The sequence below is a fragment of the Phytopseudomonas seleniipraecipitans genome, from assembly GCF_900102335.1.
GTDB classification, from domain to species: Bacteria; Pseudomonadota; Gammaproteobacteria; order Pseudomonadales; family Pseudomonadaceae; genus Aquipseudomonas; species Aquipseudomonas seleniipraecipitans.
This window is the reverse complement of record NZ_FNBM01000010.1, coordinates 49,700-74,490: the sequence shown is the minus strand read 5'-3', so window position 1 is coordinate 74,490 and position 24,791 is coordinate 49,700. Positions and strand designations below refer to the sequence as shown.

Below are 24,791 nucleotides of genomic sequence, written 5' to 3'. Positions count from 1 at the left end.
CGGGATAAACAACCGCACATCATCCGGATATCGCAGTGTTCAGCCCAGGCTACTGATCACCCGTAGCCTGGGTCGAGCGAAGCGACACCCGGGAAAACGCGTCTCTGACGGACACGAGCGCAACGCTCGCGCTACCAGCTTTCACCCTTGCCCCGGCACCTGAATAGGATTTCGTAGTCAGAGTGAGAAGCCGGCCCCCGCCGCCAGCCCGTTATTTGTGAAGCTCCTTCTGCAAGAGGCATAGCACCATGCGCACGCTCACTCTCGACCTCGATACCCTGACCCTTTTGATCAATGGTCGCGAGACCCTGGAGCACTGGCTGGACATAGAAGCTGGCAGCGTGCTGACGCTGTCGCCGGAAGACCAAGGCAGTGACGAGCGCCAGCAGATCGAATTGCACCCCGACCGCTACGCGGCCGTGCCCAACCTCGACGTAGCGCAGCGCGTGGCCATGCGCGAATCCTTTCTGTTCACTCTCAACGACGTCAACGCGCACCCGCTGCTCAGCGCAGCGCTGACCGGGCGAAAGCCGCTGCGGGCCTTCGATTACGAGATCGACCAGTTTCCCGCCCTGCGCCAACAATGGCAGGCCTATGAACAGAAACAGCTGTGCGAATACGCCCTCAACTGGCTGTTCGAGCTAGGCCTAGAACCGGCGCCGGACAAACTGCCAATGGACACCCGCGGCATTCCCAAGGACATTCTGCGCCGGCTGACCAAGAGCGCCTGAGCCTGGGCTCACGCGGGCCGGCATAGGGCAATGCGTTGAGCAGTTACCAGGCCACATGCGCGTCAGCCGTCGGACACGCGGCAATCTTGTATGCGGTTTTGCTACAAATGCGCGGCAAATTGAGCGAAAATCCGCCGCTTTGCTCTTGAGCCCAGAGGATCGATTGTGGAGTCGTTGAAACAGAAGATATGCAGTGAAGGTACCGTCCTGTCCGAGCAGGTGCTCAAGGTCGACGCCTTTCTCAATCACCAGATCGACCCACAGTTGATGCAGCAGATCGGCCACGAGTTTGCCGAGCGCTTCAAAAATCAGGGCATCACCAAGATCGTCACCATCGAGGCCTCGGGTATTGCGCCGGCGGTAATGGCCGGCCTGGAACTCGGCGTGCCGGTGATCTTCGCCCGCAAATACCAGTCGCTGACGCTCACCGACAACCTGTACATCTCCAAGGTGTTCTCGTTCACCAAGCAGACCGAGAGCACCCTGGCGATTTCCTCTAAGCACTTGAACGCCGACGATCACGTACTGCTGGTCGATGACTTCCTCGCCAACGGCCACGCTGCCAAGGCGCTGATCGACCTGGTCGGCCAGGCTGGCGCCAGCATCGCTGGCATTGGTGTGGTGATCGAGAAGTCGTTCCAGAGTGGCCGCGCCGCGCTGGATGCAGAGGGTTATCGCATCGAATCCCTGGCGCGCATCCAATCTCTGGCTGGCGGCAAGGTCACCTTTCTCGAATAGCGGTCGCCTGCAATCCGGCCAGCAGCAAGCGCTGGTAGAGTTCCTCGCGCAAACCATCGGGCTGCTGCAGGCCCATGCGCTGCAGGTGTTCCGGATAGCTTTCGGCAGGCGGCGCATCCAGCGCCGCCTTGCCCAGCTCCAACACTTCGCTCAGGCGGAACTTGCTCTTCAGCCAGGTCAGGGCACGCAACAAGTCCTGCTCCTCAGCGCTGAAATCGCTGCCCAGCGGGTATTCGGCGAACGACTCGACATGCCGATCAGCCACAGCCTGCAAACCCTCCGGCGTGTTGTCGGTGAAGCGCGGGTTGAGCTGAAAGCCCTTCGGTAATTTGCCCGCCTCGATGGCCTGGCCCATCAGCTGTTCCTGAAAACGTGAATCGCTGACGTTCAGCAGGGCTTCTATCACCTGGGCGTCGGTCTTGCCGCGCAGGTCGGCGATGCCGTATTCGGTGATCACCACGTCGCGCAGGTGCCGTGGGATGGTCACGTGGCCGTAGTCCCAGACGATATTCGAACTCACCTTGCCTTCCGATTCACGCCAGCTACGCAGCAGCAGAATCGAACGCGCATCAGGCAGGGCATGGCCTTGGGCAACGAAGTTGTATTGCCCGCCCACACCGCTAAGCACGCGGCCATCCTCGAGCTGATCGGCCACTGCGGCCCCGAGCAACGTGACGGTGAACACGCTGTTGATAAAGCGCGCCTCGACACGCTGCAGGCGCTTGAGCTCCTCCTGGCCGTACAGCTCGTTGATGAAGCCGATGCCGGTCATGCCGAATCGACCGCGTTGCTGCGCGTCCATCTCGCTCAGGCGCTGGTAGAAGGATTGCGGGCCGAGGAAGAACCCGCCATGCACGCACACGCCTGGCTTGGCCGGGGTCAGATAATCCTTGAGCGCAGCCTGGCTGAGCGGATCGGACAATTCAGTGGAGCACTGCTGGTCGGTCGGCAGCAGTAGGTTCTCGCCCTGCAACTTGAGGTTGGCGGCCAGCAGCCCGCTCTCCTGCAGCCAGGCGAGCCCGGCTTCGTCCAACCGCTCGGGCAGACCAGCGTCCAGCAAAGCCTGCACGCTGCGCGGTTGTCCGTGCTTATCCAAGGCCCCGGCACTGGCCAGGCGCTGCACCAGCAGGTCGGCATACACCACACGGCGTATCACGCCCGATTCGGCGAGCGCCAACAGGCCATTGACGAACATTTCGCTGCAACCGTAGAGGCCTTTGTTGAACGGCTGCTGATCACCCAGAGCTGCGACCAACGGGTTCGCTTGCCCCTCATGCAGATCGGCCAGCACCGCGCGGTAACGTGGGTTGTCGGCGTGGCGCATCAACAGCGCCGCGCTGACCGCATCGCCCATCGCCCCAATGCCGATCTGCAGGGTGCCGCCGTCGCGCACCAGCGCGCTGGCATGCAGGCCGATGCAGTGGTCCTGCACCGTCACCGGCATATTGGGCGTGGAGAACAGTGTGGTAATTTCGGGCTCTTGCAGTTGGATGTCGAAGATATCGCGCGGCAATTCCGCGTCGCCGGCCATATAGGGCAACCGTTCATGCACTTGGGCCAGGCAGAGGATGGTTTCGCCACGCTCACGGCGAGCCTGCAGCAGCGGCAACAGATCGAGGGTGATGTCGGGGTTGCAGCTCAGGCTGTAATGACCAGTGCGCTCGGCGTCCTCGGCGACCAGTTGTGCGACGACGTTGACGCCCTTGGCGTTGATGTCGCGAGCGGCGTGGCTGTAGTTGCTGCTGGTGTAATCCTGCTGTGCGGGCGCGCTGTCGAGCAGGCTGCCGGGCTGCAGGAAAAACTGCTCGATGCGCACATTGGTGGGCAACGTGTCGGCCTGCAGGTCGGCGAGAAAATCCAGTTCTGGGTAGTCGCCATATACGCGTTCGACGAAGGGTTCGAGAAAACGCCGCTGCAAATCCTGCCCCGCACGCGGCCGCCCGAGGCACAGGGCGGTGTAGATGGTCAGCTGGCGTTCGGGCAACTCACGCAAGCGCGCATAGAGTGCGTTCACCCAACGGTTGGGCTTGCCCAGGCCCAGTGGCAGGCCGAGGTGGATGGGCCCGTCGATCTCGTTCAGAACACGGTCGACAGCTTGCTCGATCGAACACACGTGCGGCATGCAGCTCTCCAGTCAATGGTCACGGCAGTGGTCGTTGGACTGCCGCTTCGTCGCTTTTGCTGCATGTTGTCATCGTGCTGACACAACAAAGCCGCCCGTGGGCGGCTCTATGCCTTGGAAAATCGGCAGTTACAGGCCGGACATTTTCTCGATGGCGGCGCGCAATTCGTCATCCGAGCAATCGCCACAGGTGCCTTTAGGAGGCATGGCATTGATGCCTTCGATGGCCTTGGCGAGGACGCCGTCCATACCGCCCTGCTCGTCCGCGCGCGCCTTCCAGGCAGCGCTGTCGCCGATCTTTGGCGCGCCCAGCAGCCCGGGGGTATGGCACGCGGTGCAATGCCTGGCGACGATATCATCGGCGCTGCGCGCGGCAGTCGCGGGCGCTGCGCTAACCGCCTCGACGCCTGTGCACTGCTGCCCGGCGATGCACACCTGACCAACCGGTTTGATTCGCTCGGCGATCGCCTCGTCGGTGGTCGCCTGGGCATTCACAGCCCATAGCGCGAGTGCCATTGCCGGTACCGCCAGCATGCTTCTGATTGGGTTCACGCAGTTGCCCTCATGGATGGCTAGTCACGCTCGCGACCACGGTTTCGCAAGCCGGCGCAGTATACCGGCTGGCCAAAATCGCGGAAATGACCCAACTTGTCTCAGGGTTATCCATCCGATGACACAGATCAATGGCAGCGCGAATTGCCACGCATGCAGCGCGTGGCACGTGCGGGTTTAGAAATTCGCCGGCGTGGTGGCGCTGATCAACCGGGCCGGTTGATCGAAGGGATTACGGAAACGGTGGGGCTTGCTGCTCTCGAAATAATAGCTGTCGCCGCTCTCAAGAACGAACACTTCGTCACCGACGGTCAGCTCCAGGCGGCCCTCGACCAGCATGCCGGTCTCCTCGCCTTCGTGGGCATACATTTCCAGACCCGTATCGCTGTGCGGCGGGTAGGTTTCATCGAGAAAGGAGATGGCCCGGCTCGGGTGTGCCTTGCCGATCAGCTTCATGGTGATCGCGCCGCTGTGGATGTCGGTCAACTCACTGGCGCGATAGACCACTTGCACCTGATTGTCCTGTTCCGCCTCCAACGAGAAAAACTCCACCAGCGACATGGGAATGCCCGCCAGCACCTTCTTCAGCGAGCTGATCGAGGGGCTTACGCTGTTTTTCTCGATCATCGAGATGGTGCTGTTGGTGACCCCCGCCCGTTTGGCGAGTTCACGTTGGGAGAGCCCTTTGAGCTTACGGATGGATTGCAGGCGAAAACCGACGTCCAATGCAGGATGCCCCCAGAGAAGACAAGGAAATTGGCCGTATCATGGCAACAGTGTTCAGTATTTACAACAGTCCGAACACCTTGAAACAAGCCTGGCCTAGTCGTCGCTGTAGATCAATGGCACACGGCGCACGTTGCAGAACAGCTGGTAGGGAATGGTTTCGGCAGCTGCCGCAATGTCACTGGCCAATACATTGCGCCCCCAGAACTCGACCCGACTGCCCAGGCTGGCGCCCGGCACGTCGCTGAGGTCGACGGTGAGCATGTCCATCGACACCCGGCCAATGATGCGCGAGGCCTGGCCATCGACCAGCACCGGGGTGCCGGTTGGCGCATGGCGCGGATAACCGTCGGCGTAGCCCATGGCGACCACGCCCACGCGGGTGGGCCGTTCGCTGATGAACCGCGCCCCGTAGCCAACTGGCTCGCCGGCAGGCAGGTCACGCACGCTGATCACTCGCGACTCCAGCGTCATTACCGGCTGCAGGCGAGACGCTGCCTCGTGGGGCTGCTCGAACGGAGTGGCGCCGTAGAGCATGATGCCGGGCCTCACCCAGTCACTGGGAATCGCCGGCCAGCCAAGCAGTGCCGGCGAATTGCGCAGACTGACTTCGGCGGCCAGCCCCTGGCGCGCCTCCTGAAACACCGCCAGTTGCTGCTCACTGCGCGGGCTGTCGAGTTCGTCGGCACGGGCGAAATGGCTCATCAACACGATCTTCGCCACCTTGCCACTGGCCAGCAAACGCTGGTAAGCAGCCTGGTAGTCGGCCGGGTGAAAGCCGACGCGGTGCATGCCGCTGTCGAGCTTCAGCCAGAGCGTCAGTGGACGCGCCAGCTTCGCCTGCTCGATCGCCTCGATCTGCCACTGCGCATGCACCACGCACCACAGGTCATGCCGGTCGATCAGCGCCAGCTCGACCGCCTCGAAGAAGCCTTCGAGCAGCAGAATCGGCCCGCTGATGCCCGCCTCGCGAAGTTGCAGTGCCTCTTCTATACACGCGACTGCAAAGCCATCGGCGTCACGCTGCAACGCCTTGGCACAACGAACCGCGCCGTGCCCGTAGGCATCCGCTTTGACCACCGCCAGCGCGCGAGCGCCGGACAGTTCACGGGCCAATTGGTAGTTGTGACGCAGGGCTTGCAGATCGATCAGGGCACGGGCGGGACGCATGGTTATCTCGAATAACGGAAGAAGACACTACTAAGGCGAAAGCAGACACTCCCCCGTAGGGTGGACAACGCTCTTTTTGTCCACCATTACGATCGCAGAGCGGCGGACGGATGAAGCGTCGTCCACCCTACAGTGTCTGCTGCTGCATTATTGCAGCCGGAACATCTCGGTAGATCGTAAGCCGGCCCCTTAGGGTAAAGCAGCAATCACGGTCATTTCGACCAGCACGTCCGGCGAGTACAGCTTCGCCTCGACGCACGCCCGAGCAGGTGAATGACCGGCCGGGACCCAAGCGTCCCAGACGATATTCATGCCATCGCGGTCATCGATGTCCTTCAAGAAGATAGTGATCGACAGGATGCGCGTCTTGTCGGTACCGGCTTCGGCAAGAAAGGCGTCGATGCTGTCCAGCGTCGCTTTGGTTTGCGCTTCGATGCCAGCACTGTGGTTTTCATCCAGCTGGCCGGCCAAATAGACGGTGCTGTTGTGGATGACAATTTCGCTCAGACGCGGTTCAGTTCGCAGGCGCTGTATGGACATGCGTGTTGGACTCCTTGGTTGTGCCGTAACGGGAAATATCCAGGCCTTCACTGCTGATCTGCGGGCGCTTCCTGGCGATGATATCGGCAAGGAAACGCCCGGAGCCACAGGCCATGGTCCAGCCTAGGGTACCGTGTCCGGTGTTCAGAAACAGGTTTCGGTACGGCGTTGCACCAACGATCGGCGTGCCATCCGGGGTGGCCGGGCGCAGGCCCGTCCAGAAGTCCGCCTGGCTCAGGTCGCCGCCCTGCGGGTACAGATCACCAACGATCATCTCCAGGGTCTCACGCCGACGCGGGTTGAGGCTGAGGTCGAAGCCGGCGATCTCGGCCATACCGCCGACACGGATGCGCTGATCAAAACGGGTGATGGCGACCTTGTAGGTCTCGTCCAGAATGGTCGAAGTTGGGGCCATGTCCGGGCTGGTGATTGGCACTGTCAGCGAGTAGCCCTTGAGCGGGTATACCGGCGCGCGTACGCCAAGCGGCTTGAGCAGCTGCGGGCTGTAGCTGCCGAGCGCCAGCACGTAGCGATCGGCGGTTTCCAGCTTGCCGTCGACCCACACACCATTGATGCGGTCACCTGCAAAGTCCAGGCGTTGGATGGTCTGGCCGAAGCGGAACTGCACACCCAGTGCGGCCGCCATCTCGGCCAGTTTGCGGGTGAATATCTGGCAATCGCCGGTCTGGTCATTGGGCAGGCGCAGCGCTCCGGCTAGCTTGTCGGTCACGCTGGCCAACGCCGGCTCGACCCTGGCGATACCAGCGCGGTCGAGCAGCTCGAACGGCACGCCTGAGCGTTCCAGCACGGCAATGTCCTTGGCGGCATTGTCCAACTGCGCCTGGGTGCGGAACAGCTGGGTGGTGCCAAGCTGGCGCCCCTCATAAGCCAGGCCGGTTTCTGCGCGTAGCTCGTCGAGGCAGTCGCGGCTGTACTCGGACAGCCGCACCATGCGCTCCTTGTTCACCGCGTAACGGCTGGCGGTGCAATTGCGCAGCATCTGCGCCATCCACAGGTACTGGTCAATATCGCCGGTGGCTTTGATGGCCAGCGGTGCATGCTTTTGCAGCAACCACTTGATGGCCTTCAGCGGCACGCCGGGCGCGGCCCACGGCGACGCATAACCGGGCGATACCTGACCGGCGTTAGCGAAACTGGTTTCCATGGCAGGGCCATTCTGGCGATCCACCACCACCACTTCATAGCCCTGACGCGCCAGGTAATACGCACTGGCCGTGCCGATCACACCGCTACCAAGAACCAGAACCCGCATGATTGCTCCTCGCCACGACGATGCACTGGCGTAATACGATTTGAGAAGTCGATGCGTACAGTATAGAAAGTGAATGGCAGTGCTTTTCACTGTATACGAGCCTATATTTGAATAGAACTCGGGGTTAAACAGCCTTTCATGGAGGGGTGCCAGCATGCGTACGCAACACCAGAGCCGTCGCGAATTGGACAAGATCGATCGCAACATCCTGCGCATCCTCCAGGAGGACGGTCGTATCTCCTTCACCGAACTGGGCGAGCGGGTTGGCCTGTCGACCACACCCTGTACCGAGCGGGTGCGCCGTCTGGAGCGCGAGGGCATCATCATGGGCTATCACGCCCGCCTCAACCCGCAGAACCTCAAGGCGAGCCTGCTGGTGTTCGTCGAGATCAGCCTCGACTATAAGTCGGGCGATACCTTCGACGACTTCCGCCGCGCCGTGCTCAAGCTGCCCCATGTACTGGAGTGCCACCTGGTATCAGGCGACTTCGACTACCTGGTGAAAGCGCGCATCAACGAGATGGCCAGCTACCGCAAGCTGCTCGGCGACATCCTCCTCAAGCTACCCCACGTGCGCGAGTCGAAGAGCTATATCGTGATGGAAGAGGTGAAGGAGAGTTTGGCGCTACCGGTGCCGGAATGATCGCCGGGTAACGCGACGCTAGACCAGCACCTGCCGCGTGCTGGCAATCAGCTGGTGCACCTGGCGCTCGATGCTGGGCTCGATCGGTTGCTCTGGCCCCCGGCCGTGAGGGCATGGCAGGCTGGCGGTGGTGCCGAACAGGCGGCAGATCAGCGGGCGCTGGTCGTACACCTGGCAGCCTTGGGGGCCGAGGTGCACGCAGTTGTACTCGGCCAGGGCGGCATCCTGCTCGGCGCGGGTCTTGCGCGGCAGGCGTGACATTTCTTCCGACGAGGCAGTGACTGGGCCGCAGCAATCGTGGCAGCCGGGCACGCAGTCGAAGCGTGGAATCTGGCGACGCAGAACATCGATCTTGCGGCTGGTGCAGCTCATGGTCACGGCTCGAAAAACGGATGGCGCGCATGGTACAGGCGAGTCCGCGCGGGGCATAGGATGCGACGACTGATCCTCCCGGCACCATCACGGGTTGGCGACAGGCGAAAGCTGCGCTTATGCTTCGTCAATTTTTATACACACAGAACTCAGGATTTCGCACATGACCGCCAGAGCCAACCCGCCGGTTCATAGCGCCGAGCATACTCCGTCCTACTACGCGGCGAGCGTCAATCAGCAGCTCGCCTTTCCGGCGCTGCAGGGTGAGCAGCGGGCGGACGTGTGCATCGTCGGCGGTGGATTCTCCGGTCTCAATACGGCAATCGAGCTGGCCCAGAAAGGCTTGTCGGTGGTGCTGCTCGAAGCGCACCGCGTCGGCTGGGGCGCCAGCGGGCGCAACGGCGGGCAATTGATTCGCGGCGTTGGCCATGGCGTCGAACAGTTCGAGTCAGTCATCGGCGCTAGCGGCGTGCAGGAACTGAAACTGATGGGCCTGGAGGCAGTAGAGATCGTCCGCCGTCGGGTCGAGCAGTTCGATATTGCCTGCGACCTGACCTGGGGCTACTGCGACCTGGCCAATAAGCCCCGTGACCTGGTCGGCTTCGCTGAAGACGCAGCCGAACTGAACAGCCTCGGCTATCGCCATGAGCTACGCCTGCTGCAACCGGAGCAGATGCACGAGGTGGTCGGTTCTAATCGCTACGTCGGCGGCATGATCGACATGGGCTCCGGCCACCTGCACCCGCTCAACCTGGCCCTTGGCGAAGCCGCCGCGGCACAGAGCCTGGGTGTCCGGGTATTCGAGCATTCGCCTGCGACTCGCATCGACTACGGCAACGAGGTGCGCGTGCACACCGCCCAGGGCGTGGTGCGCGCGGCGCAGCTGGTGCTCGGTTGCAACGCCTATATCCGCGACCTCAACCCGACATTGGGCGGCCAGGTATTAGCGGCCGGCAGCTACATTATCGCCACCGAGCCGCTGAGCGAGGAGCAGGCCAACGCGTTGATTCCGCAAAACATGGCGCTCTGTGATCAGCGGGTGACCGTCGACTACTACCGCCTCTCCGCCGACAGGCGCTTGCTGTTCGGCGGCGCCTGCCACTACTCGGGGCGAGATCCTTCCGACATCGCCGCTTATATGCGGCCGAAGATGCTTGCGGTGTTCCCCCAACTCGTTGACGTGCGCATCGACTACCAGTGGGGCGGCATGATCGGCATCGGTGCCAATCGCCTGCCGCAGATCGGCCAGCTGCAGGATCACCCCAACGTGTTCTACGCCCAGGCCTACGCGGGTCACGGGGTCAACGCCACGCATCTGGCCGGCAAGCTGCTCGGCGAAGCGATTGCTGGGCAAGCCGGCGGCGGTTTCGAGCTGTTCGCCAAGGTGCCGCACCTAACCTTCCCCGGCGGGCGTTACCTGCGCTCGCCACTCTTGGCCCTGGGCATGCTCTGGCACCGTCTCAAAGAGCTGGCCTGATACGGCCTGTAGCCTGCGGTTGAGCGCAGCGATACCTAGGGCCGCAGCTCCAGGTATCGCAATGCATGCGCCTCAGAGTTTCCAGAACGGCAACGTGGCTTCGCGTTTGGCCTGCTGGCGGCTCAGGCCGATATCACGCAACTGCGCGTCGCTCAATTCCAGCAAGGCACGTCGGGTCAGCAGGCGGCGCATGAACAGGTTCCAGCGATGGGCCAGCGCATTGTGAGCGGGCATCAGCGCCGCCACACGCTGGCGCGCGCTGCCGTCCAGTTCACTACGCTTCAGGGTCAGCCGCACATCGCTTAATCCGTTCATCTCGCTCTCCTGCACCGTTGGGTCATGGGAGCTCATGATGGCAAGCGCTGAAAAAGCATGACAGATCCAAAAAATGGGAATTAAATCCATACAGATGACGACCACGCTCAACTGAATGGCTGGAAGAACAGCCATCTGTACTGGTTAACGATTTACTCTGTTCATACAGGCGCTGTTCATGACGCTCTACACCAACCTGGCCGAGCTGCTCGGTGAACGCATCGAACAGGGGCTGTATCGCCCTGGTGACCGCCTGCCCTCGGTGCGCGCGTTGAGCCAGGAACACGGTGTCAGCCTGAGCACCGTGCAGCAGGCGTACCGGCACCTGGAAGATCGTGGCCTCGCGCAGCCGAAGCCGAAGTCGGGTTACTTCGTGCCGCAGGGCCGCAATAAACCGGCGCTGCCGAAAATCAGCCGGGCGCCACAGCGGCCGGTGGATATCTCGCAGTGGGATCAGGTGTTGGAGCAGATCGCCTTTGCGCCGCGCAACGACTTCATCCAGCTGGGCCGCGGCCGGCCGGACATCGACAGCCCTACCCTCAAGCCGCTGCTGCGCTCGCTGTCGCGGCTGAGCCGCAAGCAGGATCTGCAGACGCTCACCTATGGCAGCATCCACGGCGACCAGCGCCTGCGCGAGCAGGTCGCTCGCCTGGCGGTGGGCTCTGGCTGCCAATTGTCCTTTGAGGACATCGTCATCACCACCGGCTGCCATGAGGCACTGTCTGCAGCGATTCGCGCGATCTGTGCGCCTGGCGATATCGTCGCCGTCGATTCACCGAGCTTTCATGGCGTGATGCAGGCGCTCAAGGGCTTCGGCATGAAGGCCCTCGAGCTGCCCACCGACCCGATCACCGGAATCAACCTGAAAGCCTTGGAATTGGCGCTGGAACAGTGGCCGATCAAGGCCATTCAGCTCACCCCGACCTGCAACAACCCACTGGGCTACATCATGCCGGACGCCAACAAGCGCGCCCTACTCGCCCTCGCCCAACGCCACGACGTGGCAATCATCGAAGACGACGTGTACGGCGAGCTGGCGTACCACTACCCGCGCCCGCGCACCATCAAGTCCTATGATGACGACGGCCGCGTACTGCTCTGCAGTTCGTTCTCCAAGACCCTGGCACCGGGCTTCCGGGTCGGCTGGATAGCGCCCGGCCGCTATCTCGATCAGGTACTGCACATGAAGTACATGAGTACCGGCGCCACAGCGCAACTGCCCCAGCTGGCGCTCGCCGAGTACCTCGAGGGTGGCCATTACGAGCCGCACCTGCGGCGCATGCGAGCCCAATATGCGCGCGGCCTGGATCAGATGAACGATTGGGTGAGCCGTTACTTCCCTGCCTCGGTACGGGTCAGCCGGCCCCAGGGCGGTTTCATGCTCTGGGTGGAGATGCCGGAAGGGTTCGACAGCCAGCGGCTGAACCGCGAACTGGCTGCGTACAAGGTGCAGATCGCGCCCGGCAGCATCTTCTCGGCGGCGGGCAAATACCGCAATTGCCTGCGTATGAATTACGCCTCGCGGCACAGCGCCGAGGTTGAAGCAGCGGTGCGCAAGGTCGGTGAAACCGTAGCGGCCATGCTGCAGGAGCCTGGCGGCGCTAGAGACTGAATTTTTTCCAGCGCAGCGGCGTCCTATCAGCAATCCCCTGACAGCCGATGGAGGCTGCAACTGTGCTTGTGCGCGCGCTCTTTGTCATTTTGCTGGGCCTCGGCGGCTGCTCCAATCAGGTGCCTATCGTTCCCAGCCAGGCGCTTCCCGCCGCCGAATCTTCGTTTGGCGCCGCCCTTCAAGCGCGCGCAGCCGAGCACCAGGGCCAGTCGGGGTTTCGTCTGCTGCCGGCCAGCAACGAAGCCTTCGCCGCGCGCGCCGAGCTGATTCGCGCGGCAAAGCACAGCCTCGACCTGCAGTACTACATCGTCCACGACGGCTTGAGCACCCGCGCGCTGATCAAGGAATTGCTGCAGGCAGCCGACCGCGGTGTACGGGTTCGCTTTCTACTCGACGACACCAGCAGCGATGGCAAGGACTACCAGATCGCGCTGCTGGCAGCGCACCCGAATATCCAGATCCGCGTGTTCAATCCGCTGCACCTGGGGCGCATGACGGGCGTCACGCGGGTGCTCGGCCGCGGTCTCAACCTCTCACAGCAGCATCGGCGCATGCACAACAAGCTATGGCTGGCCGACAGCGCGGCAGCCATCGTTGGCGGCCGCAACCTGGGCGACGAGTACTTCGACGCCGAGCCCAACATGAATTTCACCGACATCGACATGCTCGCCGTCGGCCCGGTTGCCCATGACCTGTCGCAGAGTTTCGACCAGTACTGGAACAGCTCGCTGAGCAAACCGATCAAGCAATTCGTCTGGCGCCAGCCTGACGAGAAGGCCCTCGACAAAGCCCGCGGCAACCTCAAGGAGTACCTGGAAACTGCCCGTGTCGAACAGCCAAAACTGTACGAGCGCCTGCTCGCCTATCAACAGACACCCAAGCTGCAGACCTGGCTCGATGAGTTGATCTGGGCGCCCGGCATCGCCCTGTGGGATGCGCCAAGCAAGGTATTGGCCAGCGGCGAACCCGACCCGCACCTGTTGCTGACCACTCAGCTGGGGCCGTATCTTCAAGCTACGGAAAATGACTTGGTGATGGTATCGGCCTACTTCGTCCCGGCGCCGGACGGCCTGGAGTACTTGGTCGGCATGGCCGACAAGGGCGTGGATATCCGCCTGCTGACCAATGCGCTGGAGGCCACTGACGTGCCAGCCGTGCATGGCGGTTACGCGCCCTATCGCCAGGAAATGCTCGAACACGGCATGCGCCTGTTCGAATTGCGTCGGCAACCAGGTGCCGACTCACCGCCCGCCTACAGCTTCAGCGGCAGTTCCGACTCCAGCCTGCACAGCAAGGCGCTGGTCATCGACAAGCAGAAATCTTTCGTCGGCTCCTTCAATGTCGACCCGCGCTCGGTGCTGTGGAACACCGAAGTGGGCGTATTGGTAGACAGCCCGGAGCTCGCGGCCTACCTGCGCGAGCTGGCGCTGCAGGGCATGCAGCCGGCCGTCAGCTATGAAGTGCGCCTGCAGCCCGACGGCGATGGCACGCGCATGGTCTGGGTCGGTGAGCAGGACGGCGAGGCCTTCGTACTGGACGAGGAGCCCGGCAACCGCTGGCGGCGCTTCAATGCTTGGTTTGCGCGCGTGATCGGGCTGGAGAAGATGCTCTAACCAGCCCCGGCCGACAGGTCATTTACGCGGCAAGAGCGCTGGGTTACGCAACGATTGATGGCCAAGTCAGCCATGTGCCAAGCCCATCGATACACGCCAGGCCTGGCCCCGCGCTGCGGCGGGGCATCTGACTTGAATTACCGGCCTTGCGATCAGATCGTCACTCGGTCGTCGAAGGCAGCAGGTCGCCGCGCCAGCCAGACGAACACTGCTGCACCGAGCGCCATCAGCACCGGCAGCGCATGGCCGCTGACCCACTGGCTGACCGCGCCTGTAGCCAGCGGCCCGATCAGACAGCCGATGCCCCACAGCTGGGCCACGTGAGCATTGGCGCGCACCAGTTGATCATCACGAAAGCGCTCGCCAATCAGAATCAGCGACAAGGTAAACAGCCCGCCGGCACTGGCGCCGAACAGCACCAGCACCGGCCAGATCAACGGTGTGTGCAGCGACAGTGGAATGCCCAGGCTGGAAAACAGCAGCACCACGCCGCAGCCGCGAAACAGCGTGACCCGCGAGATGCGGTCGGCGAGCAGGCCGATCGGTAGCTGTAACGCGGCATCGCCGACCACCACCACGCTGGCCATGAACAGCGCCACTTCCTGTGTAAAACCCTGGCGCAGCCCGTAGATCGGCAACAGCGTGAGCATCATCGCCTCGAAGGCGGCGAACAGCATCACCGCCCAGGCAATCGCCGGCATGCGCTGGCAGAACACCAACAACCCTCGCCCCGAGGCGCTGTGTGCACTCACCACTGGCGCGCCGGTGCGGCCGATCAGCAACAGCGAACCGCCAATCAACAGCGTCACGCCGAACCAGAAACCCAGGTCCGTCTCGGTGCCCAGGAAGCTGAGCAATAAAGGCCCACACAGCTGGCTCAGCGCATAGCCGGTGCCGTACAGCGCCACCAGGCGGCCGCGCCACTTTTCCACTGCCAGCTGGTTGATCCAGCTTTCGCCGAGGATGAACACCACCGTCAAGGTCACGCCCAGCATCAGGCGCAGCAGCAACCACACCGCGTAGTGCTGCATCAGCGCCAAGCCGATCACCGACAACGCGCCGACCAGCAGGCATAGCTGCATCAGCCGCGGCGTCGGGCAGCGCGAAGCCAGCCGGCCGGCCAACGAGGCGCCGAGCAGCACGCCGATCGCCGGCGTAGCTGCCATGATGCCAATGGCGAACGAGCCGTAGCCCCAACTCTCCAGCCGTAACGACACCAGCGGCATGGTGGTGCCCATGGCCAGGCCGATACTGATCACCGCCGCGCACACGGCGAAATAGGTACCCCAACGCATCACTGACTCCACAGCTAAAGCACAGCGGCCGGGCTCCATGGAGCCCGGCCGCTGGGTTACTCAGACCAGCCCGCAGGCAGGCCTACTCAGGCAGGATCAGAGTTTGATCCAGGTCGATTTCAGCTCAGTGTACTTGTCGAACGCATGCAGCGACTTGTCACGGCCGTTGCCCGACTGCTTGAAACCACCGAATGGCGAGGTCATGTCGCCGCCGTCGTATTGGTTGACCCACACGCTGCCAGCACGCAGTGCGCGGGCAGTCAGGTGCGCCTTGGAGATGTCCGCCGTCCACACCGCTGCAGCCAGGCCGTAGACGGTATCGTTGGCGATCTGCACGGCCTGCTCGGCGCTGTCGAAACCGATTACCGAGAGCACCGGCCCGAAGATTTCCTCGCGGGCGATGGTCATCGCATTGGTCACGCCGTCGAAGATGGTCGGCTCGACATAGGTGCCGCCGCTTTCCTGCAGAGTGCGCTTGCCGCCAATTACCAGCTTGGCGCCATCCTTGTGGCCGGCTTCGATATAGCCGAGCACGGTGTTCATCTGCTGGGTATCGACCAGGGCGCCGACGTTGGTGTCCGGGTCCAGCGGGTTGCCGGCCTTCCAGCCTTGCAGCGCCTCGACCACCATCGGCAGGAAGCGCTCCTTGATGGAGTTCTCCACCAGCAGGCGCGAACCCGCGGTGCACACTTCACCCTGGTTGAAGGCGATGGCACTGGCTGCGGATTCGGCCGCGGCCTGCAGATCCGGTGCGTCGGCGAAAACGATGTTGGGGCTCTTGCCGCCCGCCTCCAGCCACACGCGTTTCATGTTCGACTCGCCTGCGTAGATCATCAGTTGCTTGGCAATCTTGGTGGAGCCGGTAAACACCAGGGTATCGACGTCCATGTGCAGCGCCAATGCCTTGCCCACCGTGTGCCCATAACCGGGCAACACGTTGAACACGCCAGCCGGAATACCGGCTTCGATGGCCAGGGCAGCGATGCGAATTGCAGTCAGCGGGGACTTTTCGGACGGCTTGAGAATTACCGAGTTACCGGTGGCCAGCGCCGGGCCAAGTTTCCAGGAAGCCATCATCAGCGGGAAGTTCCACGGCACGATGGCAGCCACGACGCCGACCGGCTCACGAGTCACCAGACCCAATTGGTCATGCGGCGTCGGCGCGACTTCGTCGTAAACCTTGTCGATCGCCTCGGCGCTCCAGCGAATGGCGTTGGCGGCCCCGGGCACGTCGATGTTCAGCGAGTCGCTGATCGGCTTGCCCATGTCGAGGGTTTCCAGCAGCGCCAGCTCCTCGGCATTGGCCAGCAACAGCTCGGAGAAACGGATCATCGTCTGCTTGCGCTTGGCCGGCGCGATACGCGACCACACGCCGGAATCGAAGGCAGCGCGCGCCGACTTCACCGCCAGCTCGGCATCGGCCAGGTCGCAACTGGCGACCTGGCCCAGCACTCGGCCATCGACCGGGCTGAGGCACTCGAAGGTTGCGCCACCTTGGGCAGGCTGATAGTCGCCCTGCACAAAGGCGCGGGTTTCGATCTTCAGATCCTTGGCACGCTGTTCCCAGTCGGCACGAGTCAAACGCGTCATCTGATCATCCTCTTAGTCGGTGAAGGTGCCTGGCACCTTGATAGGCCCTGAACAGGCCGAAAAACTGTGGCTCACACTAAACCACTGCCCGTTGGATTTTCAATATTCTTGACACTTCGTCTCGAAATCGCCTCGTGGCGTTCATTTTATTAAACATGACCTCGAGCAAATCGTTACGTCGCGTTGCCCCGGCCTGCGGTCAGGCATGGGATCATCACTGCTGGCTCTTGGACTGACCACGGAAACGATCATGACTATCCACACCATCGTTGATTTCAACCAGGGTAACGGCAGCCCCGAAAGCTACCGCCCGGCCCCGGAAAAAATTCTCAAGGGCGACCCGCAGCAGCAGGTACGCAACCACTACGCCAGCCCCTGCAACCAGTTCAATGCCGGCGTTTGGGAAGGCGATATCGGCCAGTGGACGGTGAGCTACAGCGAACACGAATACTGCGAAATTCTCCAGGGCGTTTCCGTGCTGCGCGACGGCGATGGCAACGCCAAGACCGTGCGCGCCGGCGACCGCTTCGTGATCCCGGCCGGCTTCGTCGGCACCTGGGAGGTGCTGGAGCATTGCCGCAAGGTGTACGTGATCTTCGAGCAGGCCTGAGCTTCGCCGCTGACTGCAGCGCAGAACCCGCGGCCGTTCCGCTAACCGGTTACGGCTCGATCCGCCAGCACCAGCGGCCAGCCGGCGGAGCAAAGCTCGATACGCGCCTCGACGCCATAGGCCAGCCGTAGCCAGTCGGCATCCAGCACCTGATCTGCCGTGCCCAGCCGATAGTGGCCGCCGGGCGCCAGCAACAGCAGGCGATCACAATGGCGCAGCGCCAGGTTGAGGTCATGGCAGGCGACTATGGCGATGCCGCCTTGCTCCTGAGTGAGTTCACGCACCACCTGCAGCACCCGCAACTGCCAGCGCAGATCCAGGGCGCTAGTAGGCTCGTCGAGCAATAACAGACGTGGCTCGCTGACCAGCACCTGGGCCAGCCCAACCAACTGGCGCTGCCCGCCGGACAGCTCACTGAGGCGCCGCAACGCCAGCGACTCGATACCCAGCCGTGACAGCACGGCGGAAATGCGAGCGTCCGTATCCCCTGCTGCGCCGCGGGCCCGGCAAGCGCCCTGCAGCAACTCATACGCCAGCAGCGAGGTCGCCTGGGGCAGGTGTTGCGGCAGATAGCCGACCCGCGCGCGCTGTCGCCAGGGCGCAATGCCAAGCAGCGCCTGGTCGCCCAATCGCGCCTCCCCTGTTGCCTTCTGCATACCCGCCAGGGCGCGGATCAGGGTCGACTTGCCTACCCCGTTCGGGCCCAACACCGCCACCATGGCGCCGGGTTCGATAGGTTCCAGGCTGAGGTTATCAAGCACCAACCGTTTGCCGTGAGCCAGGCGCAGGTTACGAATCAGCAGGCTCATCCACTCACGCTCCGCCCACGGGCCAGGATCAACGCCACGAACAGCGGCACACCGACCACTGCGGTCACCAGGCCGACCGGCAAGATGACACCGGGCAGCAAGGCGCGGCTGGCCAGCGATGCCAATGACAACAGCAAGGCGCCGGCCAGGGCGCTGCCGGGCAGGAAGAAGCGGTGATCCTCCCCGAGCAGCAGGCGCGCCACATGAGGCCCGACCAAGCCGACAAAGCCCACCTCACCAACGAACGCCGTCGCCACCCCGGTCAGCAGGCTGACCCGCAGCAGCGCCAATGCGCGCAGGCGTTCGACACGAATGCCCAGGCTGCGCGCCTGCTCCTCCCCTGCTCGCAAGGTGGTCATCGCCCAGGCCTGGCTCATGGCCCACAGCAGGCAAAGCGACAGCACCCCGGCGACCAGCGCGACTCGCTGCAGATCAGCACGCGCCAGGCTGCCCAGCGTCCAGAAGACGATCTGCTGCAAGGCGTCGGCGCTGGCCAGAAACTGCAACATGCCGACCAGCGCGTTGAGCCCGAACAACAGGGCAATCCCAAACAGCACCAGGGTGTGCAGCGCCGGGCCGAGCAGGCGCGCCATCAGTAGCAGCAACAGGCAGGCGAGCAAGGCACAGACGAACGCCGCCAGCGGTAGCAGCACCTGCTGTCCCAGGCTGCCAAGCGACGGGCTGAACACGATGACCAGCGATGCGCCCAGTGTTGCGGCGGCGCCAACGCCCAGGGTGAATGGGCTGGCCAGGGAGTTGTTCAAGGCGGTCTGCATTTCCGCACCGGCCAGCCCCAGGCTGGCGCCGACTACCAGCGCCATCAATGCGTACGGCACGCGCACTTCGTGAATGATCACCCACTGCGCTGGTGCCAGGGTTTCCGGCTGCAGCAGCCCCTGCAGCACCTGCCACCAGCCGAGGCCCGCCGGCCCCGTGGCCAGGTCGCTGACGAAGGACGCGCCGAGCAGCATCGTCAGAATTCCCAGGCAGAGCATCCGGCGCCAGGCCAATCGCCGATAACGAAGGCGCAGTTCGCTGGCACTCACAGGCTGATCCAGTAGGTGCCCTGCAGCGGCACCGGCTGAAACTCGGCGTACAACTGCGCGAGCGTGGCTTGAGGGTCGAGGTCGGCGAATACGTCGGGATACAGCCAGCGGGCGAATACCTGCACCGCCACCACATTGAAGGGGCTGTTGTAGAAACCGTGCCAGATGGCATGGGTCTGTCCATTGCGGATCGCCGCCAGGTGGCGGATGCCGCCCTTGCTGACCAATCGCTGCAACGACTCGCGGGCCGGCTCGGCTTGCACGCCAGGCCCCAGAGCAATGTAAGGCGCGCCCTCGGCCAGGCTGTTCGCCGAGCCCACCGCGCTGGCCACGTAATGATCCACCGGCTGGCTGAGCAGCAATTCGAGACTCAACACACCGGCATGCCCCGGCAGATAGTCCGTTGCCAGGCTACGACCACCAGCAGCTTCCAGCAGGCCGGCGAGCATGCCGCGCGCCATGCTTTCGCAGCAGCCATCGCCCAGCCCGGCTCGGCTATGCAGGAACACCAGAGCGCCGGGCAGGCCGGGCAACGCATCGCTGACAGCGGCGAGCGCCCTGGCGTGGGCGGCGACGAATGCCTCTGCACGCGCTTCGCGCCCCAGGGCCTGACCGAGCAGGCGGATGCTCAACGGGGTATTCACAAGCGGCTGCTCGCGGAAATCGACGAACAACACCGCGACACCAGCACGCTGCAACTGCTCGGTAAGACGCTGCTGGTGGCTGCCGGGGCCATGGCCGGACAGGCTGAAGATCGCCAGATCCGGCGCCAGGCTCAGCACCTGTTCCAGGCTGAAGGTATCGGCCGAGCCCTGGCCAATGCGCGGCACCTGCTGCAACGCCGGAAAGGCTTCGCGGTACTGCCGGTCAGTGCCGGGATCAATCAGCGCCAGGTCAGCCGGCATACCCACCAGACGGTCGAGCACCTGCTGGCCCTCGAGAATTCCCAGCACCGGCAACAGGCGCCCCTCGCCGAGGACGATACGCTGCACCTGCGCGGGCACCTCGACTTGACGCCCGGCGATATCGGTGAGCACCTGCCCGGCGTTAGCCAAGGTGGACTGCAGTGCCAGCAAGATGAGCAAAACGCCCGACATCACACCGGTCGCACGGATCGACCAACCCATCAGATGCGCAGCGCCACACCGAGGCGCACTTCACGACCTGGCTCATAGGAACCACGTACACCCTCGAAGTCGGGAATGTGAGTGAAGTCTTCGTTGCTGGCGTGATCCAAGTACTGCTTGTCGAACAGGTTCTTCAGGGTCAGAGTCAAGGTCAGGCGGTCGGCCGCCAACGGCAACCACTCCGCGTACAGGTCATGCACGCCATACCCCGGTTTGCTCACCGTCCCCTCCCCGGTGTGCAACGAGTCGATGCTCTCCACGAAACGGCCCTGCCAGCCAACCGTGAGGTCCTCGGTGGCGCGGTAATCGGCGAAGGTCGTCCAAGTGTCGCCAAGGCTGGTGCCCTGGCCGTTGTGTTCGTAGACGTTCAGGCGACGCCCATCGAGCCGGGCATTGTTGTGGTGATAGCTCAAGCCGGCACTTACGCGCTGCCAGTGATAGGTGGTCTGCAGCAGCACGCCATCGCTCTTCAGGTCACCGATGTTGCCGTAGACGTTGGGCGCGCCGATGGGGTCGGCGACGGCGTCCTTGATGCGGGTCTCGTAGAGTTTGCCGGACAGCTCCCAACTGGCCAGCCGATACTCGAAACCGACCTCGCTGGTGCGAGCGCGCTCGGCCTTGGTGTTCGGGTCATTGCGCGAGGAGTCCATCTTGAAGGCATCGCGCACTTGCGGGCCACGCAGGGCACGGGTATGGCCGGCGAGCAGGGTCAGCTCAGGGGTCAGCGCATAGCGCGCGCTGAGGTTGGGGCTGACGCCGTCTTCGCGGAAACGCTGGTCGTCACGATCATCGAGCTTGTAACGGTCGTAGCGTAGGCCGGCACCGATCTGCAGGCGCTCGGTCAGTTGCAGGCTGTCCTGCACATAGAGGCCGAGGATGCTGCCATCTTCGCTGGTCTCTTCACGATTGCCCGCAGGGCCGAGAGTACCGCGGTCGTCGCGATAATCGACGCCGTAGGTCAGCGTGTGACGCCCCAAGTGGCTGGTGTTGCGCAGGTCGAAACCGCTGCTGCGTGTGCCTCCGAAGTACAGGCCGAAACGCCCGTCCTGCTGCAGCTCGACTTCGTTATGGAAGGTGGTCAGCTCGACATCGACGAGGTCGTTGTCCAGCGGCTTGAAGGCGTAGTTGAGCGTCCAGGTCTCCCGCTCGCTGCGCATCGGATACAGGCGGTTGAAGCCGCTGGGAATCCATTGTGGGCGCTGGCTGCGCTCGCCGTCGTCGGTGCGCTGCTCATAGCTCAGACGCAGGGTCTGGGACTCGCTGAGCTTGCCCACCAGCTTGGTGAAGCCGAGCTTCTGCCGCGCGCCGGTACCCAGCACGTCGTCGTTGTTGCCGTCCTCGTAATCGTTCTGATCCTGATAACTGGCCACCGCCAGCGCCGACCAGTTCTCGTTGAAGCGGCCATACAGGCTGGTGCTGCTCTTGTAGCCTTCGCCGTTGCTGAAGTATCCGCCCTTGACCAACGCGCCAAAGGACTCACCCTCGCGCAACAGATCGTCCGGGTCTTTGGTCACGAAACGGATGGAGCCGCCCAGCGCACCCGGGCCTGCGGTGGCGTCGCCGGTACCGGCCTGCACCTCGGCGCGCTTGAGCAGCTCAGGCTCGATACCGATGCGCCCGGTGTGGTGAAAGGTCTGCCCGGCCTGGCTGGCGCCGTCGATGGTGATGTTCAACTGGGTGTCTTCAAAGCCGCGCAGGTAAAGCTTCTGGGCGATGCCCGCACCGCCGCCGACGGTAACCTCGGGGTTGGTTTCGAAGACATCCTGCAGGTCGTTGGCCTGCAAGCGCTGGATCTGCTCAACCTCAACCGTTTCAGCGCGCTCGCTGGCCACCGCCGTCACCGAACTGGGCGCCAGCTCCAGCGACGAATCAGCGTTCTGCGCCTGGGCATGGCCCAGAAAACTGCCAGCGACCATGGCGCCCAGCAGTGACAGACGGTACGGACAACGGTGCATGAATGATCCCTCCCCAAGAAAGATGCAAATATTTCGTATTTGCAAATTCTTATCGAATACAGCGCTGGGGATGTACAACTTTTACAACTGTTACGACTGGCCGTTCGGCTGCTGCGGCAGGCAAATGGTCATCTGCAGACCACCGCTCTCACGATTGCTCGCCCGGATGTTGCCACCGGTGGCGCGAATCTGCCGCTGCGCCAGCGCCAATCCGAGGCCGTAACCGGCACGCTCGCTGCCCGCCCGGAAGAACGGCTGGAAGATCCGCTCTAGCCACTGTTCGTCAACGCCCGGGCCCTGGTCACGAATCTGCAACTGCCAGGCTTGCTTGTCGGCCTGCAGGTCGACCTCGACCACTCCACCTGGCGGCGTGTGGTCGAGGGCATTGCGCACCACGTTCTCGATGGCCTGCCCCAGCGCGCGATGGCTGCTGCCGGCCAGCACCGCCTGCCCCGGCAGATGCGCCAGCAGCTGGCGGTCCGGATACTCGAAGCGCGCGTCGTCGAGAATGCTGTCGAGCAGCTCGGTGAGGTCGAGGGTTTCGTCACGCAATTGCGGGCGCTCGTTCTCCAGCCAACTGAGGGTCAAGGCATCCTCGACCAACTGGCGCATGCCGTTGCAATCGTCACGGATGCGCTCGAGCAGCACGCGGCTGTCAGCGCCCTGCTCGGCCAGGCTGACCGCCATTTCGATGCGGGTCAGCGGCGTACGCAATTCGTGGGACATGTCCGCCAGACGCTGACGCTGGTCGATGATCAATTGCCCGGTGCGCTCGGCCATGGCGTCGAAGGTATCCGCCAGGCTGGCCAGCTCATCGTTGCGCGAACCGAGCAGCGAGCGCACTCGTACGTCGTAGCGGCCGTCGCTGAACTGCCGGGTGGCCTGTTCCAGCCGCCGCAACGGCTGCATCAGATGGCGGTACAGCACCAGGCAGACGATCAGCAGCAACACCAGCGGCACCACCAGTTGCAGCAGCAGTTTGGCGTAGTGCCAGTTCAGGCCGGGGCGCATACGCTGAGGCAGTTGGATGAGAAAGCTGGCACTGCGATCACTGAAGGGAATATCCATGATCGGGTTTTCAGCGAAGTACAGATGGATCTTCCAGCTGACATCACGGCCCAGGCCGAAACCCTCGAGAAACCGTGGCGACAACTCGCCAACCAGCGGGCGCACCTCGGCTTGTACCACGGCAGCCCAAGTCTGCTCCTGCTGCTGCAGCGTGTTGAGCCAGCGCTCCAACGCCTGGTGATCACCACCGCGATACAGCGACTCGGCCTGCTCGCCGTAATGGCGCAGGGTGCGCTGGTGCTCGGCATCGATAAAGCTCATGCGCTCCTCGGTCTGCCAGGCGACCCGGGCGATGATCCAGAACAGCCCGACGCTGCCCACGGCGATGACGATGCACAGTTTCCAGAACAGGCGCCGGTTCATTGGAATACGTAACCCCGGCCATGCAGGGTCTGCAGGCGATCTGTCGCCAGGCCCGCCTCTCCCAGCAACCGGCGTATGCGGCTGATGTGCATGTCCAGGCTACGGTCGTAGCTGCTGTAATCGCGTTCCAGCACCGTGCGATACAGGTAGGGCTTGCTGAGCGCTTCACCACGGTGACTGACCAAATGCCAGAGCACACGAAACTGGATCGGCGTGAGGCCGACCTCGCGCTCGTTGACCGTGACCCGCTGGGAATGACGTTCGAGGCGCAATTCGTCGATCTGCAGTTGCTGCGCATCCGCCGGGCGCACGCTGTCGGTCACCCGGGTACGCCGCAACACGGCGTCGATGCGCAGTTGCAGCTCGGTGATGTTGAAAGGTTTGGGCAGGTAATCATCGGCGCCATGACGCAGGCCACGAATGCGTTCTTCCTCGGCGCCACAGGCGGTCAGCATGATCACTGGCGTCTGCTGGTGCTCACGCAGGCGGCGCAGAACGGAAAAGCCATTGAGATCCGGCAGCAGCACGTCCAATAGCACCAGATCCGGCGCATCGCTGATCGCCATGCCGAGCCCCGCTTCGCCCAAGTTACTTGAGCTAGTGGCATATCCCTGCCCGCGCAGCAGCTCACCAAGCTGTGCGCACAAGGTACGGTCGTCCTCGATGATCAGAATGCGTGCCAGGCTGGCCGACATTGCCGCTCCCAGGGGCCGAGAGCGGCACCCATCAAAGATAATAATTCTCAGATAGATTACGCGAGTTGCGACAGAGTGGTAATGGCATCGTAGGGAGGCCAAGCCATTGCAGCTAAGCCCCTTTGAGGAACGATGGCAGACATACGTTTAGTTTCGCTGAGCAGCCGCAATTGTTTCGCCCCGAGGTCGGAGCTCCTACATAGTTGCGATGCGCAAGAACATGTGGGAGCCGCGCTCCCGCGACGATGGTGTGCATGACGCTATTTTGCAGTATGGCCGCAATCGCTTCGCCCCGAGGTCGGAGCTCCTACAGAGTGCTGATGCTCAAGACCGTGTAGGGGCCGCGCCC

The 24,791-nt window shown here is 63.2% G+C and carries 23 protein-coding genes; 7 read left to right on the top strand and 16 right to left on the bottom strand.

The window, feature by feature from the left end:
* The first annotated feature begins 248 nt into the window (after positions 1–248).
* The gene (locus BLS60_RS18730; protein ID WP_092371060.1) at positions 249–731 is read left to right on the top strand and encodes a UPF0158 family protein; all 483 of its coding nucleotides are present in this window, start codon (positions 249–251) and stop codon (positions 729–731) included.
* A 165-nt stretch (positions 732–896) separates the two neighbouring features.
* Complete coding sequence (locus BLS60_RS18725) at positions 897–1,469, top strand: xanthine phosphoribosyltransferase (protein WP_070882673.1); 573 nt, start codon at positions 897–899, stop codon at positions 1,467–1,469.
* On the opposite strand, the gene BLS60_RS18720 is transcribed toward BLS60_RS18725, so the two are convergent.
* The 6 genes from BLS60_RS18720 to dadA form a co-directional block, all read right to left on the bottom strand.
* Positions 1,453–3,591 (bottom strand): acetyl-CoA hydrolase/transferase C-terminal domain-containing protein, encoded by a 2,139-nt coding sequence (locus BLS60_RS18720; protein WP_092371058.1) that lies wholly within the window; start codon positions 3,589–3,591, stop codon positions 1,453–1,455. The genes BLS60_RS18725 and BLS60_RS18720 overlap by 17 nt on opposite strands.
* Before the next feature lie 129 nt (positions 3,592–3,720).
* Positions 3,721–4,143, bottom strand: coding sequence for a c-type cytochrome (locus BLS60_RS18715; protein ID WP_092371055.1), 423 nt, complete (start codon positions 4,141–4,143; stop codon positions 3,721–3,723).
* 177 nt (positions 4,144–4,320) lie between these two features.
* The gene (locus BLS60_RS18710) at positions 4,321–4,869 is read right to left on the bottom strand and encodes a cupin domain-containing protein (RefSeq protein WP_092371052.1); all 549 of its coding nucleotides are present in this window, start codon (positions 4,867–4,869) and stop codon (positions 4,321–4,323) included.
* Between the two features lie 96 nt (positions 4,870–4,965).
* Complete coding sequence (gene alr, locus BLS60_RS18705) at positions 4,966–6,039, bottom strand: alanine racemase (RefSeq protein ID WP_092371049.1); 1,074 nt, start codon at positions 6,037–6,039, stop codon at positions 4,966–4,968.
* A 189-nt stretch (positions 6,040–6,228) separates the two neighbouring features.
* Positions 6,229–6,579, bottom strand: coding sequence for a RidA family protein (locus BLS60_RS18700; protein WP_092371046.1), 351 nt, complete (start codon positions 6,577–6,579; stop codon positions 6,229–6,231).
* The gene (gene dadA / locus BLS60_RS18695; RefSeq protein WP_092371043.1) at positions 6,554–7,852 is read right to left on the bottom strand and encodes a D-amino acid dehydrogenase; all 1,299 of its coding nucleotides are present in this window, start codon (positions 7,850–7,852) and stop codon (positions 6,554–6,556) included. The genes BLS60_RS18700 and dadA overlap by 26 nt, the downstream gene beginning before the upstream one ends.
* A gap of 154 nt (positions 7,853–8,006) precedes the next feature.
* Here dadA and BLS60_RS18690 point away from each other — a divergent pair, with 154 nt between their 5' ends.
* Positions 8,007–8,495 carry a winged helix-turn-helix transcriptional regulator gene (locus tag BLS60_RS18690; RefSeq protein ID WP_070882667.1) on the top strand — a complete coding sequence of 163 codons (489 nt, stop codon included), beginning with the start codon at positions 8,007–8,009 and terminating at the stop codon, positions 8,493–8,495.
* A gap of 18 nt (positions 8,496–8,513) precedes the next feature.
* On the opposite strand, the gene BLS60_RS18685 is transcribed toward BLS60_RS18690, so the two are convergent.
* A complete protein-coding gene (locus BLS60_RS18685) occupies positions 8,514–8,867 on the bottom strand; it encodes a YkgJ family cysteine cluster protein (protein ID WP_070882666.1) in 354 nt (117 codons plus the stop codon).
* 163 nt (positions 8,868–9,030) lie between these two features.
* On the opposite strand from BLS60_RS18685, the gene BLS60_RS18680 reads away from it, so the two are divergent.
* Entirely contained in the window at positions 9,031–10,344 is a 1,314-nt protein-coding gene (locus BLS60_RS18680) for an NAD(P)/FAD-dependent oxidoreductase (protein ID WP_092371040.1), read from the top strand.
* Positions 10,345–10,416: 72 nt separating this feature from the next.
* On the opposite strand, the gene BLS60_RS18675 is transcribed toward BLS60_RS18680, so the two are convergent.
* Positions 10,417–10,659 carry a YjiS-like domain-containing protein gene (locus BLS60_RS18675; protein WP_092371037.1) on the bottom strand — a complete coding sequence of 81 codons (243 nt, stop codon included), beginning with the start codon at positions 10,657–10,659 and terminating at the stop codon, positions 10,417–10,419.
* 178 nt (positions 10,660–10,837) lie between these two features.
* Between BLS60_RS18675 and BLS60_RS18670 the strand changes: the two genes are divergently transcribed.
* A complete protein-coding gene (locus tag BLS60_RS18670) occupies positions 10,838–12,271 on the top strand; it encodes an aminotransferase-like domain-containing protein (protein WP_092371034.1) in 1,434 nt (477 codons plus the stop codon).
* A gap of 47 nt (positions 12,272–12,318) precedes the next feature.
* Positions 12,319–13,884: a phospholipase D family protein gene (locus tag BLS60_RS18665; RefSeq protein WP_092371031.1), complete on the top strand. Its 1,566-nt coding sequence runs from the start codon at positions 12,319–12,321 to the stop codon at positions 13,882–13,884.
* Between the two features lie 152 nt (positions 13,885–14,036).
* Here the strand turns inward: BLS60_RS18665 and BLS60_RS18660 are convergent, their stop codons facing one another.
* Positions 14,037–15,179, bottom strand: a complete 1,143-nt coding sequence (locus tag BLS60_RS18660; protein ID WP_092371028.1) for an MFS transporter — start codon at positions 15,177–15,179, stop codon at positions 14,037–14,039.
* Positions 15,180–15,275: 96 nt separating this feature from the next.
* Complete coding sequence (locus BLS60_RS18655) at positions 15,276–16,769, bottom strand: aldehyde dehydrogenase (RefSeq protein ID WP_092371025.1); 1,494 nt, start codon at positions 16,767–16,769, stop codon at positions 15,276–15,278.
* Positions 16,770–17,019: 250 nt separating this feature from the next.
* Here BLS60_RS18655 and BLS60_RS18650 point away from each other — a divergent pair, with 250 nt between their 5' ends.
* The gene (locus tag BLS60_RS18650; protein WP_070882659.1) at positions 17,020–17,379 is read left to right on the top strand and encodes a cupin domain-containing protein; all 360 of its coding nucleotides are present in this window, start codon (positions 17,020–17,022) and stop codon (positions 17,377–17,379) included.
* Between the two features lie 41 nt (positions 17,380–17,420).
* On the opposite strand, the gene BLS60_RS18645 is transcribed toward BLS60_RS18650, so the two are convergent.
* The 6 genes from BLS60_RS18645 to BLS60_RS18620 all read right to left on the bottom strand — a co-directional run bounded on the left by BLS60_RS18645 (position 17,421) and on the right by BLS60_RS18620 (position 24,442).
* Positions 17,421–18,188 (bottom strand): ABC transporter ATP-binding protein, encoded by a 768-nt coding sequence (locus BLS60_RS18645; protein ID WP_092371022.1) that lies wholly within the window; start codon positions 18,186–18,188, stop codon positions 17,421–17,423.
* A complete protein-coding gene (locus BLS60_RS18640; RefSeq protein ID WP_083328716.1) occupies positions 18,185–19,183 on the bottom strand; it encodes a FecCD family ABC transporter permease in 999 nt (332 codons plus the stop codon). Before BLS60_RS18640 ends, BLS60_RS18645 begins: the two co-directional genes overlap by 4 nt.
* Before the next feature lie 47 nt (positions 19,184–19,230).
* Positions 19,231–20,361, bottom strand: coding sequence for an ABC transporter substrate-binding protein (locus tag BLS60_RS18635; RefSeq protein ID WP_244153439.1), 1,131 nt, complete (start codon positions 20,359–20,361; stop codon positions 19,231–19,233).
* Positions 20,361–22,316, bottom strand: coding sequence for a TonB-dependent receptor domain-containing protein (locus BLS60_RS18630; protein WP_092371019.1), 1,956 nt, complete (start codon positions 22,314–22,316; stop codon positions 20,361–20,363). Before BLS60_RS18630 ends, BLS60_RS18635 begins: the two co-directional genes overlap by 1 nt.
* A 90-nt stretch (positions 22,317–22,406) precedes the next feature.
* On the bottom strand, positions 22,407–23,747 hold the full coding sequence (locus BLS60_RS18625; protein ID WP_092371016.1) for a sensor histidine kinase: 1,341 nt from the start codon (positions 23,745–23,747) through the stop codon (positions 22,407–22,409).
* Positions 23,744–24,442 (bottom strand): response regulator transcription factor, encoded by a 699-nt coding sequence (locus BLS60_RS18620; RefSeq protein ID WP_092371013.1) that lies wholly within the window; start codon positions 24,440–24,442, stop codon positions 23,744–23,746. The genes BLS60_RS18625 and BLS60_RS18620 overlap by 4 nt, the downstream gene beginning before the upstream one ends.
* Positions 24,443–24,791: the final 349 nt, after the last annotated feature.